Origin of the sequence: Kitasatospora sp. SC0581 (assembly GCF_048159585.1) — a bacterium.
Taxonomy (GTDB): domain Bacteria; phylum Actinomycetota; class Actinomycetes; order Streptomycetales; family Streptomycetaceae; genus Kitasatospora.
On sequence record NZ_JBLRWA010000013.1, the window covers coordinates 34,161 to 51,042 of the forward strand.

General features: G+C 73.1%; 17 protein-coding genes. 5 read left to right on the top strand and 12 right to left on the bottom strand.

Annotated elements, in window-relative coordinates; all coding sequences use genetic code 11:
• Positions 1-83 precede the first annotated feature (83 nt).
• From ACLWS4_RS20830 to ACLWS4_RS20840, 3 genes are all read right to left on the bottom strand, one after another.
• The gene (locus tag ACLWS4_RS20830) at positions 84-443 is read right to left on the bottom strand and encodes an NADH-quinone oxidoreductase subunit A (RefSeq protein ID WP_416874879.1); all 360 of its coding nucleotides are present in this window, start codon (positions 441-443) and stop codon (positions 84-86) included.
• A gap of 535 nt (positions 444-978) precedes the next feature.
• A complete protein-coding gene (locus ACLWS4_RS20835; protein ID WP_416874880.1) occupies positions 979-1,689 on the bottom strand; it encodes a response regulator in 711 nt (236 codons plus the stop codon).
• 44 nt (positions 1,690-1,733) lie between these two features.
• A complete protein-coding gene (locus ACLWS4_RS20840) occupies positions 1,734-2,807 on the bottom strand; it encodes a sensor histidine kinase (RefSeq protein ID WP_416874881.1) in 1,074 nt (357 codons plus the stop codon).
• Positions 2,808-3,010: 203 nt separating this feature from the next.
• Here ACLWS4_RS20840 and ACLWS4_RS20845 point away from each other — a divergent pair, with 203 nt between their 5' ends.
• Complete coding sequence (locus ACLWS4_RS20845) at positions 3,011-3,586, top strand: hypothetical protein (RefSeq protein ID WP_416874882.1); 576 nt, start codon at positions 3,011-3,013, stop codon at positions 3,584-3,586.
• Positions 3,587-3,599: 13 nt separating this feature from the next.
• On the opposite strand, the gene ACLWS4_RS20850 is transcribed toward ACLWS4_RS20845, so the two are convergent.
• Positions 3,600-4,616: a DMT family transporter gene (locus ACLWS4_RS20850; RefSeq protein ID WP_375876372.1), complete on the bottom strand. Its 1,017-nt coding sequence runs from the start codon at positions 4,614-4,616 to the stop codon at positions 3,600-3,602.
• Positions 4,617-4,792: 176 nt separating this feature from the next.
• Positions 4,793-5,458, bottom strand: coding sequence for a CatB-related O-acetyltransferase (locus ACLWS4_RS20855; RefSeq protein WP_416874883.1), 666 nt, complete (start codon positions 5,456-5,458; stop codon positions 4,793-4,795).
• Between the two features lie 94 nt (positions 5,459-5,552).
• Here ACLWS4_RS20855 and ACLWS4_RS20860 point away from each other — a divergent pair, with 94 nt between their 5' ends.
• The 3 genes from ACLWS4_RS20860 (at position 5,553) to ACLWS4_RS20870 (ending at position 7,460) form a co-directional block, all read left to right on the top strand.
• Positions 5,553-6,203 carry a TetR/AcrR family transcriptional regulator gene (locus tag ACLWS4_RS20860; RefSeq protein WP_074005518.1) on the top strand — a complete coding sequence of 217 codons (651 nt, stop codon included), beginning with the start codon at positions 5,553-5,555 and terminating at the stop codon, positions 6,201-6,203.
• An 84-nt stretch (positions 6,204-6,287) separates the two neighbouring features.
• A complete protein-coding gene (locus ACLWS4_RS20865) occupies positions 6,288-6,995 on the top strand; it encodes a peptidylprolyl isomerase (RefSeq protein WP_416874884.1) in 708 nt (235 codons plus the stop codon).
• A 108-nt stretch (positions 6,996-7,103) separates the two neighbouring features.
• Complete coding sequence (locus tag ACLWS4_RS20870) at positions 7,104-7,460, top strand: MazG-like family protein (protein WP_074005516.1); 357 nt, start codon at positions 7,104-7,106, stop codon at positions 7,458-7,460.
• Positions 7,461-7,599: 139 nt separating this feature from the next.
• On the opposite strand, the gene ACLWS4_RS20875 is transcribed toward ACLWS4_RS20870, so the two are convergent.
• The 7 genes from ACLWS4_RS20875 to ACLWS4_RS20905 all read right to left on the bottom strand — a co-directional run bounded on the left by ACLWS4_RS20875 (position 7,600) and on the right by ACLWS4_RS20905 (position 15,914).
• Positions 7,600-8,889 (bottom strand): geranylgeranyl reductase family protein, encoded by a 1,290-nt coding sequence (locus ACLWS4_RS20875; RefSeq protein WP_049651180.1) that lies wholly within the window; start codon positions 8,887-8,889, stop codon positions 7,600-7,602.
• Positions 8,890-9,130: 241 nt separating this feature from the next.
• Complete coding sequence (locus tag ACLWS4_RS20880; protein WP_049651181.1) at positions 9,131-9,826, bottom strand: demethylmenaquinone methyltransferase; 696 nt, start codon at positions 9,824-9,826, stop codon at positions 9,131-9,133.
• 112 nt (positions 9,827-9,938) lie between these two features.
• A complete protein-coding gene (locus tag ACLWS4_RS20885) occupies positions 9,939-10,526 on the bottom strand; it encodes a hypothetical protein (RefSeq protein ID WP_074005515.1) in 588 nt (195 codons plus the stop codon).
• Between the two features lie 254 nt (positions 10,527-10,780).
• On the bottom strand, positions 10,781-11,494 hold the full coding sequence (locus tag ACLWS4_RS20890) for an imidazolonepropionase-like domain-containing protein (protein ID WP_416874885.1): 714 nt from the start codon (positions 11,492-11,494) through the stop codon (positions 10,781-10,783).
• Positions 11,495-11,615: 121 nt separating this feature from the next.
• The gene (gene mqnC / locus ACLWS4_RS20895; RefSeq protein ID WP_049651178.1) at positions 11,616-12,836 is read right to left on the bottom strand and encodes a cyclic dehypoxanthinyl futalosine synthase; all 1,221 of its coding nucleotides are present in this window, start codon (positions 12,834-12,836) and stop codon (positions 11,616-11,618) included.
• 137 nt (positions 12,837-12,973) lie between these two features.
• Positions 12,974-14,719 carry a protein kinase domain-containing protein gene (locus ACLWS4_RS20900; RefSeq protein ID WP_416874886.1) on the bottom strand — a complete coding sequence of 582 codons (1,746 nt, stop codon included), beginning with the start codon at positions 14,717-14,719 and terminating at the stop codon, positions 12,974-12,976.
• A gap of 274 nt (positions 14,720-14,993) precedes the next feature.
• On the bottom strand, positions 14,994-15,914 hold the full coding sequence (locus tag ACLWS4_RS20905; protein WP_416874887.1) for a menaquinone biosynthetic enzyme MqnA/MqnD family protein: 921 nt from the start codon (positions 15,912-15,914) through the stop codon (positions 14,994-14,996).
• A 486-nt stretch (positions 15,915-16,400) separates the two neighbouring features.
• Here ACLWS4_RS20905 and ACLWS4_RS20910 point away from each other — a divergent pair, with 486 nt between their 5' ends.
• Positions 16,401-16,604: a cold-shock protein gene (locus tag ACLWS4_RS20910; RefSeq protein WP_045692393.1), complete on the top strand. Its 204-nt coding sequence runs from the start codon at positions 16,401-16,403 to the stop codon at positions 16,602-16,604.
• Positions 16,605-16,882: the final 278 nt, after the last annotated feature.

Below are 16,882 nucleotides of genomic sequence, written 5' to 3' on the forward strand. Positions count from 1 at the left end.
TTCTGGCTTGTCCGCTCGTTCACAAGCGGGTGCTCAGCCGGCGGACGGGTGGGCCACCACCCCGCGCTCTGACCACCCCGCGCTCAGTCCCACTCCAGACCGCCGCGCCGCCACACGTAGGAGTACGCGACGAAGACGGTGGCGATGAACAGGAGCATCTCGACCAGCCCGAAGATCCCCAGGGCGTCGAAGGTCACCGCCCAGGGGTAGAGGAAGACGATCTCGATGTCGAAGACGATGAAGAGCATCGCCGTCAGGTAGTACTTGATCGGGAACCGACCGCCGCCCACGGGCTGCGGGGTCGGCTCGATGCCGCACTCGTACGCCTCCAACTTGGCCCGGTTGTAGCGCTTGGGGCCGGTGAGTGAGGCCATCACGACGGAGCCGACCGCGAACGCCGCCGCGATGGCACCGAGTACGAGGATCGGCGCGTAGGCATTCATAGCCCCCGCTCCCTCCGTCCAGTCGTCCTTGACTGCAGATCGGAACCGGCAGGTCACACTGAGGTGAACCCGCGTTCCGGTTCCCGAGATCCACCTCATGTGAGGCAGTTCACAAAGCCTGGAACGAGCGCATCTTATGCCCGTCGGCTTGTGATCTGCGACACGCAGTTCAACGCCATCTTTGTGATCTACGACACCCTGTAAATGGGGTCGAATGTGAGCATGCCCAGATTTGTCGACGCAAAGCAGTCAAACGATCACAAGCGGTCGCATTTACTTGTGAAGTGGCAGGTCAGGGGCGTGTTCCTATATCAACTATGCGTCGTAGGGAGCAAATTTTCAGACGTCATGTTGACGTGTTATAGCGGCTCACTCGCAGGGGTGGCGGGGCCCGAACGCTCGCTTGACCCTTCGTTCACAAGCGCGCGAGCCTGCCGTCGGGCGGGGTTCCCTTCCCCCTCTCCCGCGCGCCCGCCGTCCCGCTCCGGCGGTGCCCGCCGGAGCCGCGGGCCCTCGTGCTCCGGGGCGGGGCCCGCTACTGGCGGCCGGCCGTCTGCTCCCAGACCCAGGCCGCGATGCCCACCCGGTTGCGGGCGCCGATCTTGCGCTGGACGTTGGCGAGGTGGTTCTTCACCGTCCCCGGTGAGATGAACAGCCCTGCGCCGATCTCGGCGTTGGTCGCACCGTCTGCCACCAGCTCGGCGATCTCCCTTTCTCTCGTGGTCAGTTCCTCCGTCGGCCCGGCTGTCGGCTGCGGAGCCGCCGCGGCCGCCTTCGCGCCCGGCCCCGACCTCAGCGCCGGCTTCGACTCCGCGCCCGGGAGTGCCATGTGCCGCAGCAGCCGGACGGTGACCTGCGGGCTGATCAACGCGTCCCCGGCCATCGCCGCCCGGACCGCCTCGATCAGCAGCACCGGCCCCGAGCGCTTCAGCAGGAACCCGGCCGCTCCGTGCCGCAGCGCCGTGTGCACGTACTCGTCCAGGTCGAAGGTGGTCACCACGATCACCTTGCACTGGTCGGCCAACTGGCGTGTCACCTCCAGGCCGTCGAACTTCGGCATCCGGATGTCCGCGAGCACCACGTCCGGCCGCAGCCTCCGTGCCTCCGCCACCGCCGCGGCGCCGTCCGCCGCCTCCGCGACCACCACCATGTCCGGCTGGACGTCCAGGATCATCCGGAACGCGCTGCGGACGTCCGCCTGGTCGTCCGCGATCAGGATCCGAACCGGCCCTGTGCCACTGCCCATGTCCCGCACCTCTCCCCGTTGCCGACCTTCGTCGGCTCCTACGATCACGCCGACCCCGTGCCGGCCTCCTCCAGCGGCAGCACCGCCGTCACCCGCCAGGCCTCCCGCTCGTACGGGCCGGCTTCCAGCGAACCGCCGAGGGCCTCCACCCGGGCCGCCAACCCCGGCAGTCCGCTGCCGCCGCCCCGGCGCGGCCGCCCCGCCGGGCCCGGTGCCCGACCGTCGTTGGTCACGGTCAGCTCCAGCCGTCCACCGCTGCGGCGGGCCCGGATCTCGACCGCCCGCGCGGCCGGAGCGTGCCGCCGGACATTGGTCAGGGACTCGACCACGATCCGGTGGACGGTGCCCTCCACCTCGCGCGGCACCGGCTCCTCCGGCAGCTCCAGGCGGACGTTCACGCCGCCCGTCGCGGTGAACCGCTCGGCCACCTCGGCGAGTTCGGCGAGTCCGGGCTGCGGACCGCGGCCGCCCTGCTCCTCGCTGCGCAGCAGCTGTACCGTCCGGTCCAGCGAGGCCAGCGCCCGCTGCCCGGCCTGCTCTATTCGCTGGAACATCTCGGCCGCGCCGGCCGGATCGATCCCCGCCAGATAGGCCCCCGCCTGGGCCTGGGCGACCATGCCGCTGACATCGTGCGCCACGAAGTCGTGCAGGTCGTGGGCCAGTTCGAGCCGCTGCGCCCGTCTGGCCTCGGCCACCGCCTCGCGGCGCCCCTCGTCCAGGCCCCGCAGGTAGAGCCCGACCAGGACGGCCGGCAGGGAGAGCATCGATCCGAACCCGAAGAGCGTGAGCGTGTCCGCGGGCCCCTCGACGAACGCGAACCGGGACGGCCAGAGGGCGACCGCTCCGCAGGCCGTCCAGGCCGCCGCCGCGCACCGCGGGCCGTCCTCGGCGCGCAGGCTGACGACCACCGACAGCAGCAGGACGGCCAGCTCGACCAGGCCCGCCAGCCCGGCCCACCGCTGCCCCTCCGTCCAGCGGCCGAGGAGCCAGACGGCGACCGTGACCACGACCGACGCCGCCCCGAGCGCCATGGTGACGGCCGCCGCCCCGTACCGCCCCCGCGCCACCCAGGCCGGCGGCACCAGGACCAGGACGATCCCGGACAGGATCTGAGTCATCGTCATCACCCCTTCTCGACCCTTCGACTGCCGTCACACTACGACGCCGCCCGGGCGGCGCGCCTGTGCCGATCGGCATATTTCAAAGGCCGGTTGAGCAGGAGGAACAGCCCGATCGGCATCTGCCGCGAACCCCTGGCGGGCCTCCAGTCTTGAGTCATCGCACCGGCCACGGAGGCCGGAGCCGAAGGGAGTCCACCACCATGTCGAAGCTCGTGATCACCGCCCGCGGCACCGCCCACCGGGCCGCGGCGGCGGCCCCGAACGTCCCGCCCGCCCCGCGCTGGGCCCGGCTCGCCGCCGGGGCCGCAGTCCTCAGCACCATCCCCTCGGGGCTGTGGCGGATCGCCTTCGGCTTCGGCGTCCCGGTCGGCTTCTCCGGCGCGACGGCCGCGGCGTACGGCGCGCACCAGCCGGGCTGGGGCACGGTCTACTGCGTGGCGCTGAGCGCCCTGGCGGAAACGCTGGCCTTCCTGACCCTGGGCCTGGTCCGGCCCTGGGGGCTGGTGGCGCCCCGGTGGATCCCCCTGATAGGCGGCCGTCGGGTCCGGCCGCTCGCCGCGATCGTCCCGGCGCTGCTGGGCTCGGCGGTCCTCACCTACATCGGCACGGCCGCACTGCTCGGCGGCTGGGCGCACAACCTGGCCGAGCCGGATTCCCCGCACGGCTTCGCCGCCGTGGTGATGACGCTCGCCTACCTGCCCCTGGTCGCCTGGGGCCCGCTGCTCGGCGCGGTCGCCCTCGACTACGCCCGCCGGACGCTGCGGCGGCGCCGGTGACGAGGACGGCGGGTCACACCGGAGCCGGCTCCGCGCCCGGCCCCACCGCGTCGGTCCCGCTCTCGCACTCGCCCCCGGTCGGGCGCGGCGCCGGAGCGGGGGCGACAGCCGGGGCGGGGGCGGGTACGGGGGCGGTGCGCCGGCCCCACTCGGTCGCGACCAGCACCAGGGCTCCGCCGAGCAGGGCGAGCGGGCCCATGCGGTTCCCGGCCACGGTGATGCCGAAGACGGCGGCCCAGAGCGGCTCGGTCCCGAGCAGCAGGCTCACCCGCGAGGGCGACGTGGCCCGCACGGCCCACATCTGGACGAAGAAGGCGAACAGGGTGCAGAACAAGGACAGGTGCAGCAGCCAGCCCCACTGGCCGGCCCCGTACGAACGCGCGACCGTCCACGGCGCGGGTCCGACCAGGAACGCGACGGCGGCGAACACGCCGGTGGCCACCGCGAGTTGGACCCAGGTGACGGCGAGCACATCGGTGTCGCGGACGGCCCGGGTGCGGGCCATCGCGAGGACGTACGCCGAGCGGACGAGGGCGGCGCCCAGCACCAGTAGGTCACCGAGTGCCGGAGGGCGCAGCCCACCGTCCCCGGTGAGCAGGGCGACGCCGAGGACGGCCAGCCCGGCGGCGGCGAGGAAGGCCTTCGGCGGCGCGGTCCGGGCGAGGGCGCTCTCGCCGAGCGGCGTGAGCACCATCGCGAGGCTGATGATCAGCCCGGCATTGGTCGCGGAGGTGTGCACGGCTCCGTAGGTCTCCAGCAGGAAGATCCCGCTGAGCACCAGCCCCAGTGCGGCGCCGCCGAGCCACTCGGCGCGGCTCAGCCTCCGCAGGGCACGCCAGGCGACCAGCCCGAGCAGCGGCAGCACCAGGCCGAACCGCAGCACCAGCATCGCCACGACCGTCCCGGGCTCGGCCACCCGCTGGACGGCGAGGAAGCTCGATCCCCACACCACGGCCACGAGCAGGACCGGAAGATCGCGAAGGACCGACGAGGACGAACCCTCGGACGGGTCGGACAAGGAGGCTGGCATGCGAAAGATCCCTCCGAACGAACGGAACCGGCGGGCGCGAGTACCGTACGGCGTCGGACGGACCCAGGAGCCGGGCGGAAGGCCCGGCAGTGGACGGGGCGGTGCGCGGAGCAAGGGGGCGCCATCTTCGCGCACCGGGCCCCCGATGATCAATGCCCTCCACGGGCACGGTTGGATCAGGCGGAGAGCAGACCGTTCGCCGCGGCGATCACCTCGATGTCGGCCGGGGTGCCGGACATGATGGCGCGGACGTGCTCGGTGACCAGCTCCACCGGCCAGTCCCACCAGGCCGCACGGAGCAGACGCTCGATGTCGGCGTCGTCGAAGCGGCGGCGGATCGGGCGGGCCGGGTTGCCGCCGACGACGGTGTAGGGCTCGACGTCGGCGGTGACCATCGCCCCGGCCGCGATGATCGCACCGTCGCCGATCCGGACGCCGGGCAGGACGGTGGCCCCGTGGCCGAACCAGACATCGTTGCCGACCACGGTGTCACCCCGGCTGGGCAGGCCCGTGACGATGTCGAGGGTCCGCTCGGTCCAACTGCCGCCGAACATCGTGAAGGGGAAGGTGGAGACGCCGACGGTCGGGTGGGCGGCGCCGGCCATCAGGAAGCGGGTGCCGGTGGCGATCGCGCAGTACCTGCCGATCACCAGCCGCTCGGGGCCGTACGCGTAGAGGACGTTGCACTCCTCGAAGCGGGTGGCACCGTCGGGGTCGTCGAAGTAGGTGTACTCGCCTACCTCGATCCGCGGGTCGGTGACGAGCGGGCGCAGCAGGACGACCCGGTCGTGGCCGGCGAGCGGGTGGAGGACGGTGGGGTCGGGAACGGCAGTGGCGGACACGCGGGCTCCTCTCGTAATGCGACGCAAGTCGCATTACGATGAGCATGGCACGGCCGCCACCCCACAGCAAGCCTTAATGCGACTGGAGTCGACTTTGACTGGAGCAACCCACCCCGCACCGGAGCCCCGCACCCCCACCCCGCGCCCGGGCGGCCGCAGCACCCGGGTCCGGGCGGAGGTGGTCGCCGCCACCCTCGCCGAGGTCGCCGAGAAGGGGTACGACGGGCTCACCGTCGAGGCGGTCGCCGCCCGCTCCGGCGTCCACAAGGCGACCCTCTACCGGCGCTGGGGCGGAGTGGACGGCCTGGTCGCCGACGCCCTGACCGCCTCCGCCGACCAGCCCTGGCCCCTGCCCGACACCGGCGACCTCCGGCAGGACCTCCGCCGGATCACCCAGGAGGTGTTCAGCGTCTTCACCGATCCGGAGCTCGGCCCCACGCCCACCGCGCTGATCTCCGCGGCCCAGCGCTCGGACACCGGCGCGGCCGCCCTGCGCGCCTTCTTCGCGGCCCGCCACCGCCAGGCCGCCGAGGTGGCCGAACGGGCCGTCGCCCGGGGCGAGCTGCCCGCCGGGACGGACGGCACCGAGGTGGTCCGGGCCGCCACCGCGCCGCTCTACTACCGCCTCTTCGTCTCCGGCGAGCCGCTGGACGCCCGCACCGCCGAGCGGGCCGCCGACGCCGCGGCCCTGGCCGCCCGCGCGGGACTCTTCACACCCACCACGACCACCCCGGAGCAGAACTGACAAACCATCACACTGTCGCCGCCCGGGGAGCCACGGCCGCCCCAACCCCTACCGCATCCCCATCCGGCCGTGGATGATGCACCCATGACAACACCGCCGTCCATCACCCCCCGGAAGGCCCGTCACGTGAAGCGCAAGCACTGGGCGCTGGTCGCCGCCGCCACCGTCCTCCCGCTCGTGGCGAGCACCGGCACCGCCATCGCGGACACCCCCGCGGCCGCGACCCCCGCTACCGGCTGCGCCTACACACCGGCCGTCCCGGCCGACAACTTCAAGGGCATCCCGGTGTTCGACGCCAAGAAGGCGGCGAAGCCCTACCGCGCGACACTGCGGACCAGCCAGGGCCAGATCAGCTTCGAGGCCCTGACCGACAAGGCGCCCTGCACCACCTTCTCGTTCCGGTTCCTCGCCGAGCACGACTACTTCGACCGCAGTCACTGCCACCGCCTCACCACCCAGCGGATCTACGTCCTCCAGTGCGGCGACCCGACCGGCACGGGCAGCGGCGGTCCCGGCTACTCGTTCCCGGACGAGAACCTGACCGGCGCCACCTACCCGGCCGGCACCGTGGCCATGGCCAACGCCGGCCCGAACACCAACGGCAGCCAGTTCTTCTTCGTCTGGAAGGACACCAAGCTCTCCCCCGCCTACACCCCCTTCGGCCGGATCACCGGCGGTCTGGACGTGCTCCAGAAGATCGCCGCCGGCGGCGAGGACGACCAGAACAACCCGGGCGACGGCTTCCCCAACCTCCCGGTGAACATCCGCAACGTGAAGATCAGCGCCCGCTGAGGCTGCTCGTCCCCGGCGGGCCGGACAGCCCCGGCCCGCTCCCGCCCGCCCCCGCTCCCGTACGGTGGCAACACCAACGACACCGCGTGGGAGCAGGAGCAACGCCGCATGGACAGCCGGATCTGGGAGAGCGTCGACGACCTGGTCGCACGGCTGGACGAGCAGAGCACGCAGTCGCCCCAGGAGGAGCGACTGCTGCGGATCCTCAAGCTCTCCGAGGAGGTCGGCGAGGTCGGTGCCGCGGTGATCGGCGCCACCGGCCAGAACCCGCGCAAGGGGGTCACCCACACCTGGGAGGACGTCCAGCACGAGCTCTGCGACGTCGTCTTCACCGCCCTCGTCGCCCTGAGGACCCTCACCCCCGACGCGGCCCGGATCTTCGACGAGCGTCTCGCCTACGTCGAGCAGCGCTCCGCCGCCTCCCGCCGGGCGCCGGAGGCACCCCGGGCGGCCGAACAGCCGTAGGGCCGGCGGGGACGGACATCCCCACCGGCCCCAACACCCGGTCCGCGCCAGGCGTTCGGCGTCCGGCCCTTCGGCGTCAGCCGCCAGGCATCAGGCGCCAGAGACCAGCCGTCAGGCACCAGGCGCCAGACACCAGCCGTCAGGCGTTCGGCGCGACCCTGGCGAGACCGTTGATCACGCGGTCCATCGCGTCGCCGCCCTGCGGGTCGGTGAGGTTGGCGAGCAGCTTGAGGGTGAAGCGCATCAGCATCGGGTGGGTGAGGCCGCGCTGGGTGGCGATCTGCATCACCTTGGGGTTGCCGATGAGCTTCACGAAGGCGCGGCCCAGCGTGTAGTAGCCGCCGTACACGTCCTTGAGGATGCGCGGGTAGGCCTGGAGGGCGCGCTCGCGGCCGCCGTCGGTGACCCGGGCGAGGGCCTGCACGATGACCCCGGCGGCGATCTGCCCGGATTCCATCGCGTAGGCGATGCCCTCGCCGTTGAACGGGTTGACCATGCCGCCCGCGTCGCCGACGAGCAGCAGGCCGCGGGTGTAGTGCGGCTGCCGGTTGAAGGCCATCGGCAGCGCGGCGCCGCGGATCGGCTCGGTCATGTTCTCGGGGGTGTAGCCCCACTCCTCCGGCATGTTGGCGCACCAGGCCTTGAGCACCTCGCGCCAGTCCAGCTCGCCGAACGCCGGCGAGGAGTTGAGGATGCCGAGGCCCACGTTGGAGGTGCCGTCGCCCATGCCGAAGACCCAGCCGTACCCGGGCAGCAGCTTGCGGTCGCCGTCGCGGGTGTCCCACAGCTCCAGCCAGGACTCCAGGTAGTCGTCGTCGTGGCGCGGCGAGGTGAAGTAGGTGCGGTAGGCGACGCCCATCGGGCGGTCCTCGCGCCGGTGCAGGCCCATGGCGAGCGAGAGCCGGGTGGAGTTGCCGTCGGCGGCGACCACCAGCGGGGCCCGGAAGGTGACCGGCCGCTTCTCGTCGCCGAGCTTGGCGGTGACGCCGACGATCCGGCCGGTGCGCTCGTCCAGGACCGGCCCGCTGACGTTGCAGCGCTCGTAGAGCCGCGCGCCGGCCTTCTCGGCCTGACGGGCGAGCAGCTCGTCGAAGTCGGCGCGCTTGCGCACCAGGCCGTAGTCGGGGAAGGAGGACAGCTCAGGCCAGTCCAGCTCCAGGCGGACGCCGCCGCCGATGATGCGCAGGCCCCTGTTGTGCAGCCAACCGTTCTCGGTGGAGACGTCGATGCCCATGTCCACCAGCTGCTTGGTGGCGCGCGGGGTCAGGCCGTCGCCGCACACCTTCTCGCGCGGGAAGGCGGTCTTCTCCAGCAGCAGCACGTCCAGCCCGGCCTGGGCCAGGTAGTACGCGGTGGTGGCGCCGGCCGGGCCCGCGCCGACCACGATGACGTCGGCCGTGCTCTCGACGGGGCTGTCCGGCTTCGTCAGATCGGCTGCGGTCTCGGACACGTGGACACACTCCTGGAACTGCGGCGGGGGACGGCGGCTTTGTCTCCGGCAGTCTAGTTCCGCTCACGCCACCGGATGCGCCCCCGCCCCCGACCTCCGGCTCCGCCCGTCAACCCCGACCGCCAGCCCCGACCGCCCCAACCACCAACCCGAGCCGGGCAGCCGGGCAGCCGAGCGACCGGGCCGCGGGCCCGCCGAGCCCCGAGCCCACCGAACCCGGCTACGCGATCTTGTACGCCCGGTGCAGCGCGACGATCCCGCCGGTCAGGTTCCGCCAGGCGACCTTCGACCAGCCGTTGTCCTGGAGCTTGGCGGCCAGCCCCGGCTGGTCCGGCCAGGCCCGGATGGACTCGGCGAGGTAGACGTACGCCTCCGGGTTGCTGCTGACGGCGGTCGCCACCGGCGGCAGCGCGCGCATCAGGTACTCGGTGTAGACCGTCCGGAACGGCGTCCAGGTCGGGGTGGAGAACTCGCAGATCACCAGCTTGCCGCCGGGCTTGGTGACCCGCTGCATCTCGCGCAGCGCCTCGTCGGTGTCCTGGACGTTGCGCAGCGCGAAGGAGATCGTCACCGAGTCGAAGGTGTCGTCCGCGAACGGCAGCCGGGTGGCGTCGCCGGCGGTGAGCGCCAGCTCGGGGTGGCGGCCCTTGCCCTCGGTGAGCATGCCGACCGAGAAGTCGCACGGGACGACCTTCGCCCCGGCCTCGGCGAAGGGCAGCGAGGAGGTGCCGGTGCCGGCCCCGAGGTCGAGCACGAGGTCTCCCGGCCCGGCGGCCACCGCCTCGGCCACCGCCCGGCGCCAGGCGCGGGCCTGGCCGAGGGAGAGCACGTCGTTGGTGCGGTCGTACTTGGCCGCGACGTCGTCGAACATGGCGGCGACTTCGTGCGGCTGCTTGTCCAGAGAGGCTCGGGTCACGCCCCCCATTGTTCACCCTCGCACGGACACCCCGACCAACGGGGCCGCGCCCACGGACCTCACCGGCCGCCCCCACGGACCTCACCGGCCGGGCCGTACCCGCACGCCCCCGTCAGTGCTGGGCGCGCCGCCCGCCCGCGCGGCGCCGCCGCCGGGACCGCTTGCCGTGGGTTATCGCGGGCATCCCGTCCGCGAGCGCCCCCGCCGCCAGCGCGAGGTTGGCGGCCAGCGCCCCCTGCCCGCTGCGGACCGCGAGGGCCTTGTGGTGCCGCCGGATGCGCAGCACGCAGATCACGAAGAACACGAGGGCCACCGGCACGCTGAACCGGGCCAGGCCCACACCGACCGGCTGCGGGTAGGTGTCGCCGCAGATCCGTACCGCGCCCGGGTCGTCGGCGGCGTGCTCCAGGCAGACCGCGTCGCCGACCTTGGCGCTGTCCGAGAGCGGCAGCGCGGCCGCGGTGTGCGGCTCCCCGTCGGCCCGGTAGCTGACGGCGCTGTAGGTGCCGCCGCCGGTCGGGAGCTGGGTGACGACCCCTTCGACTCTCACCGGGTGCGCCTCGATCCGGTCGGCCTGGTCGGCCTGGCGCCAACCCAGCAGGCACATGCCGACGGCCAGCACTGCGCTGAGCACGGCGGCGAGGTACCAACCACGGCCCATCCGCGGGGTGCGCGGCGGGGGAACGGTCGCGGTTCGCATGGTTCCTGTCCTGGCTTGCCTTCGGGGCCGGGGACACGGCCCCGCCACCCGCGGGCGCGGGCGGTGGTGTGGTGAGGGTACGGAGTGGGTGAGCTGTCCGGGATCGTATCCGCTGGCGGGCCCTCAGGTCACGATGAAGGGACAATCACTCTCCGGTACCGGCCCCGGAGTTCGGGTGCACACGAAGGAAGTCCCGTGCGCCACAAGGAAATCCGGCTACTGACGAGTACGTCACACCCGCCGTGACGCCTGTCTCAGCGTCGGCGGTACACCAACCGCCCGCCCAGCACCGTGGCCAGGCACCCGCCGGCCACCGGTTGCGCGCCCCCGCCCCCCGCGACCGCGGCCGTCGCGAACACCGCGAAGTCCGCCCGGCCCCCGACCGCCACCCGCCCGTACACGGCCTCGGCGAACGGCAGGACGGCCAGCGGATCCAACGGCCGCGCGCCACCGTCCAGCGGCCCGCTGCCCTCCGGCCCGCCGTCCACCCCGCCGGACGACACAGCGGACGCCACAGCGGACGACACGGCGGAACCGGGCAGCCCCACGACCCCCGACCGCGCCACCGCCGTCCGCACCGAGGCCCGCTCGAAGGGCCCGGCCACCGCCGTCACCCCGTACCCGAGCATCCGCTGCAGCCCCCGCCGGGCACTGGCCCCGCACCGCGCCTCGTCGGTGGACCCGGCCAGCCCGTCCGCCACCGGTTCGACGCCGACCTCCTCCCGCGGATCCGGATGGTACGCGCGTTCCAACAGCCAGTGCCCGTACGGATTGCGCAGCCCGGGGGCGAGCACGGCCGCCCCCCAGTCCCGCACCCGCGCGCCCGGGTACCCGGCCGCCAGCTCCCCGTACGGCCCGACCGCCTCGACCAGCTCGCCACGCACCACCACCGCCCCGTCGGCGATGGACGGGGCGGTGGGATCGGCCGGGTCGGGCAGCACGAACGCCGCCCGGTGCAGAGTCAGCACAACAGCGCCTTCGACTTCGACAACAACGGCAAGTGCAACGGCAACGGCAACAGCGCCGACGCCGGCACCGCCATCAGCGGCACCGGCACCGGCACGACAAGAAGGGAGGAGGAACGAGGACTCAGTTGTCCAGGATCTTCAGCTCGGGGTGCGCGGTGCCGCCCTCGATCGCCGTGGAGGCGATGTGCGAGGCGACCCGCGGGTCGACCGGGTCGTTGGCCGGGTCGTCCAGCACCCGCAGGTGCTCGTACGTGGTCGAGCGCTGCGCCGGGACGCGGTCGGCGGCCCGGATGAGGTGGATCAGCTCGGTGAGGTTGGAGCGGTGCTTGGCGCCCGCCGCCGAGACGACGTTCTCCTCCAGCATCACGGACCCGAGGTCGTCCGCACCGTAGTGCAGCGACAGCTGGCCGGCCTCCTTGCCGGTGGTGAGCCAGGAGCCCTGGATGTGGGCGACGTTGTCGAGGAACAGGCGGGCGATCGCGATCATCCGCAGGTACTCGAAGACGGTGGCCTGGGTCGAGCCCTTCAGGTGGTTGTTCTGCGGCTGGTAGGTGTACGGGATGAAGGCCCGGAAGCCGCCGGTGCGGTCCTGCACGTCGCGGATCATCCGCAGGTGCTCGATCCGCTCGGCGTTGGTCTCGCCGGTGCCCATCAGCATGGTGGAGGTGGACTCCACGCCGAGGCCGTGGGCGATCTCCATGATCTCCAGCCAGCGCTCGCCGGACTCCTTCAGCGGGGCGATCGCCTTGCGCGGCCGCTCCGGCAGCAGCTCGGCGCCGGCGCCGGCGAAGGAGTCCAGGCCCGCCTTGTGGATCCGGGTGATGGCCTCCTCGACGGAGACGCCCGAGATCCGCGCCATGTGCTCGACCTCGGAGGCGCCCAGCGAGTGGATCACCAGCTGCGGGAAGTCGGCCTTGATCGCCGAGAACGCGCGCTCGTAGTACTCCACGCCGTAGTCCGGGTGGTGGCCGCCCTGGAACATGATCTGGGTGCCGCCCAGCTCGACCGTCTCGGCGCAGCGGCGCAGGATCTCGTCGAGCTCGCGGGACCAGCCCTTGTCGCTCTTCGGCGGCACGTAGAAGGCGCAGAACTTGCACGCCGTCACGCAGACGTTGGTGTAGTTGATGTTGCGCTCGATGATGTACGTCGCGATGTGCTCGGTACCCGCGTAGCGGCGGCGGCGCACCGCGTCGGCGGCGGAGCCGAGCGCGTGCAGCGGCGCTGAGCGGTAGAGCTCCAGCGCCTCCTCCGGGGTGATCCGGCCGCCGGCGGCGGCCCGGTCGAGCACGGCCTTCAGGTCGGTGCTGGACGCATCGAGGGTGGTCGCTGCGAGCTCGGTCACCTGGCGGCCTTCTCTCTCTCAAGTGCTACTCGGGTACGGCCGAACCAGCCTACGCCAGCACATTCCGCCGCCCGCGTCAGCCCGCTGAACAGCGCGTGGAGCACCCCGGACCAGACCCGAGCAGCTCGGACCACGTCTCAGCCGTTCGCCCTGCGCATCGTGCCCGCCGGGTTCCCGGCCGGCGGGTCGGCGGAGGTGAACCGGACCGTCCCGTCGGACTGGAGGGTGAGCGTCTCCGCGTTGGAGCCGCCGGTGCAGGCGCCGGGGATCGAGGAGCGGACCAGCCGGGACTGGAACACCAGCGCGGTGGCGGAGGCCGACCTGAGCGTCCAGGCGCCCTCGCAGCTGATCGAGATCAGCCCGGAGGCCGCGTTGCGGCTGGTGGTGCTCTCCTGACCGATCGCCGCCGGACGGACGGTGAGCGTGGTGGTCCCGGCGGGCAGCCCCTTGTCGGTGACCATGTCCCCGCTCCAGGTGCCCAGGAAGGCGGCGGGCACCACGCTCGGCCCGCCCGTCCCCGGCGGCACCGCGCCCGGGGCGGACGGCGTCGCGCTCCCCGGAGCACCGGGGGCCGACGCCACCCCGGAGCCGAAGGCCCCACTCGGCAGGACGGCCTGGCTCGGATCGACCGACACCTCCGGCAGCGGCCCCACCGTCGGCGACGGCCCCGAGGCCGCCGGTTCGGCCCGGTGCAGCCACTCGTACAGCCCGTACCCGCCGCCCCCGAGCACCGCGAGCGCCGCCACGGCCACCGCGACCGCCACCCTGGTCCGGACCCGCCGCGGCCGCGCCCCCGCCGGCTCGTCCCAGACACCCGAGCACAGCGGCTGCCGATCCCCCTCGCCCTCCGGCCCGCCCCCGGATGCGACGGTCGGAGCCCGCACCACCCCGAGAGCACCCGCCTCCGGAGCCGCCCCACCCGAAACCGGCTCCCCCGAAGCCCCCGGAATCCCCTCCGGGTCCGAGTCCGGGTCCAAGTCAAGGTCCAGGTCCAGCAGCCCCACCGCACTGCGCCCCACCCCCGCCGCCAGCTCCGCCGGCAGCCAGCCGCCGTGCGACAGCCGGGTGGCGGCCGTGCCGTCCGGGTCCAGCCGGTCGTGGAGCTGCCGCGGAGTGGGGCGGGCGGCCGGGTCCTTGGCCAGGCAGGCGAGGACGGTCCCCCGCAGCGGCTCGGGCAGTCCGGCCACGTCCGGTTCCTCGTGCAGCACCCGGTAGAGCAGCACGGCCGCGCTGACCCCCTCTCCGAAGGGGTGCACGCCGGTCCCGGCGAAGGCGAGGACGGCGCCGAGCGAGAAGACGTCCCCGGCCGGCCCGACCGCCTGCCCGTTCGCCTGCTCGGGTGACATGAAGCCGGGCGAACCGACCACGTAACCGGAACGGGTGAGGCCGCCGGCGGCGTCCAGTGCCCGGGCGATCCCGAAGTCGATCAGCCGGGGCCCGTCCAAGGTGAGCAGCACGTTGGAGGGTTTGACGTCCCGGTGCACCAGGCCGAGCCCGTGGACGTGGGCCAGCGCCCCGGTGAGTCCGACGCCGAGCGAGCGCACGGCCGGCTCGGGCAGCGGCCCGTACGTCCGGACGGCCTCGCCGAGCGCGGGGCCCGCCACGTAGCCGGTGGCGACCCAGGGCTGCCCGCCCTCGGTGTCGGCGTCCAGGACCGGCGCGGTCCACGCGCCGCCGACCCGCCGGGCGGCGGCCACCTCCTGCCGGAACCGGGCGCGGAACTCGGCGTCGTCCGCGAGTTCCGACCGCACCACCTTGACGGCGACGGTGCGCCCGCCGGCCGTCCGGCCGAGGTAGACCCGGCCCATCCCGCCCGCGCCGAGCCGCCGCAGCAGCCGGTAGCCGCCCACCTGGCGCGGATCGTCCGACCCCAGTGCCCGCATCCCCGTACGCTCCCTCGCCCGCTCGGCCACGCGCGCCGCCGACCGCCGACCGCCGGGGGCCGAGCGGCCACCCGGCCGGCCGACCACCCGGGTCGGCCGTCCGGTCGGCCAGCCGACCGACCGTCAGCCGGACGCGCCTCGGGTGCAGACCGTACCGGGCCCGGCCGGGCCCCGCCCGGCCCGCGGACCGGAACGGGGCCAGGAGCCGGACCGCGCGCCCCTGGGGGCCGTCGTCACACTCCCGTCGCCCCGCGGGCGGGGGCGAGGACGGGCCCTACGACCCCAGCGGCAGCGCCGCCGGCTCCAGCAGCCGCACCGCGACGTCCGGGGCGAACCCGCTGTCGTGCGCGACCCGCCGGGCGAACTCCGTGACCCCGGCCAGCTGCCGCTCGCCGAGCGAGAAGTCGAGCGCCTCGCTGAAGTACCGCTCCAGCACGTCCGCCCCGATGGTCTCCCAGCGGGCGGCCTGCTCGGCGACCTTGGTGGCCTCCACCAGCGACAGGTCGCGGGACTCCAGGAAGGCCCGGTGCACCGCGGCGGTCATCTCCGGGGCGCGCTCGGCGAACTCGCGCCGCACCGCCCAGACCGCGAAGACGAAGGGCAGTCCGGTCCACTCCTTCCACATCTCGCCGAGGTCGTGGACGGTCAGCCCGAGGTCGGCGGCCTGCCCGAGGTAGGCGCGCAGGGCCGGGTCGCCGATCAGGACGGCGGCGTCGGCCTCGGCGAGCATGGAGCTGAGGTCCGGCGGGCAGCTGAAGTAGTCCGGGCGCACGCCCTCGCGCTCCTCCAGGAGCAGCCGGGCGAGCCGTACGGAGGTGCGGCTGGTGGAGCCGAGGGCGACCCGGCGGCCGTCGAGGTCGGCGAGCGGCACCTTGCTCACGATCAGGCAGGACATCACCGGGCCGTCGCTGCCGACCGCGATGTCCGGCAGGACGAGCAGGTCGTCCGCGTTGCGCAGGTACTCCACGCAGGTGATGGGGCCGATGTCGAGGGCTCCGTCGACGAGCTGGTCGCTCAGCTTCTCCGGGGTGTCCTTGGTGAGATCCAGATCGAGCAGGTTGCCGGTCCTGGCGAGCCCCCAGTAGAGGGGGACGCAGTTCAGGAACTGGATGTGGCCGACCCGCGGCCTGACCGGGGTGTCCTGCCGGGGCTCCCGCGTCCGCGCGTCCGGTGTTCGTGCTTCCGGTGCTGCCACTGCGCCGCTCCCTTGCTGTTCGTGCCTCCCCGCAGCGTATGCCTGCTGTCGGCGGTGGCTCGCACCGGCCACCCGACACGCCCTCACGCGCCGCCGGCGGGCCTTTCCGCGCCCGCCCCCACCCTGACGAACGGCCTGACGCACACCCTCCCGACCGGCCGACGGCCACCCGGCAACCGACCCGGCGAACACCCGCAACAGCCTTGCGCCCGGCCCCTGTGAGCGCCTCAGGACCGCCCTACGACACGCGCCTTCCACGCCGTAAGTGACCTCTGGTCGTCACAGCGGCCGCATGCTAGCGTTGCCCTCAGTTGCAGTTTGATTCCCCTTGCAGTACTTGAAGCCTGCGGAGCATGTAACCGCAGGCTTTTTGTAGTTTTTCAGCAATATCGAAAAATTTCGGACACGTCCGGAGGCAGGGCGATCAGCGCAGCGGACCGGGTGCCACACGGTGTGGCCCCCGACACGCCTCGCAAGGAGAACGGCATGGCCACGGGAACCGTCAAGTGGTTCAACGCTGAGAAGGGCTTCGGCTTCATCGCCCAGGAGGGCGGCGGCCCGGACGTCTTCGTCCACTACTCCGCCATCAACGCGAACGGCTTCCGTTCGCTGGAGGAGAACCAGGCGGTCACCTTCGACGTCACCCAGGGCCCGAAGGGCCCGCAGGCGGAGAACGTCACCGCTGTCTGACCATCCTCTGATGATCTGATCGCTCGTGGACCCCGACGGGTCCGCCGGCGGCTCCCGACAGCCGCCACCATGAGCACAAGAGCAGTACCCAAGGGGGCCCGCCCGTCCGGCGGGCCCCCTGCCTTTTTTCGAACGCCTTCCGGCCGAACTCCACTCGAACGTCACTCGAACATCGAACGGGCGGTTCGGGCCGGGAAGTTCGGGTGCGGAGAAAAGGAATGCGGAAAGGGCCCTCCCCCGTCACCGGGAGAGGGCCCTTTCCGTCCGGTCGATCGGAC

What these genes read in the sequence shown, in the direction of transcription:
- ACLWS4_RS20830 (WP_416874879.1), bottom strand. Translation starts at nt 443, where the DNA reads ATGAATGCCTACGCGCCGATCCTCGTACTCGGTGCCATCGCGGCGGCG.
- ACLWS4_RS20835 (WP_416874880.1), bottom strand. Translation starts at nt 1,689, where the DNA reads ATGGGCAGTGGCACAGGGCCGGTTCGGATCCTGATCGCGGACGACCAG.
- ACLWS4_RS20840 (WP_416874881.1), bottom strand. Translation starts at nt 2,807, where the DNA reads ATGACTCAGATCCTGTCCGGGATCGTCCTGGTCCTGGTGCCGCCGGCC.
- ACLWS4_RS20845 (WP_416874882.1), top strand. Translation starts at nt 3,011, where the DNA reads ATGTCGAAGCTCGTGATCACCGCCCGCGGCACCGCCCACCGGGCCGCG.
- ACLWS4_RS20850 (WP_375876372.1), bottom strand. Translation starts at nt 4,616, where the DNA reads ATGCCAGCCTCCTTGTCCGACCCGTCCGAGGGTTCGTCCTCGTCGGTC.
- ACLWS4_RS20865 (WP_416874884.1), top strand. Translation starts at nt 6,288, where the DNA reads ATGACAACACCGCCGTCCATCACCCCCCGGAAGGCCCGTCACGTGAAG.
- ACLWS4_RS20870 (WP_074005516.1), top strand. Translation starts at nt 7,104, where the DNA reads ATGGACAGCCGGATCTGGGAGAGCGTCGACGACCTGGTCGCACGGCTG.
- ACLWS4_RS20885 (WP_074005515.1), bottom strand. Translation starts at nt 10,526, where the DNA reads ATGCGAACCGCGACCGTTCCCCCGCCGCGCACCCCGCGGATGGGCCGT.
- ACLWS4_RS20900 (WP_416874886.1), bottom strand. Translation starts at nt 14,719, where the DNA reads ATGCGGGCACTGGGGTCGGACGATCCGCGCCAGGTGGGCGGCTACCGG.
- ACLWS4_RS20910 (WP_045692393.1), top strand. Translation starts at nt 16,401, where the DNA reads ATGGCCACGGGAACCGTCAAGTGGTTCAACGCTGAGAAGGGCTTCGGC.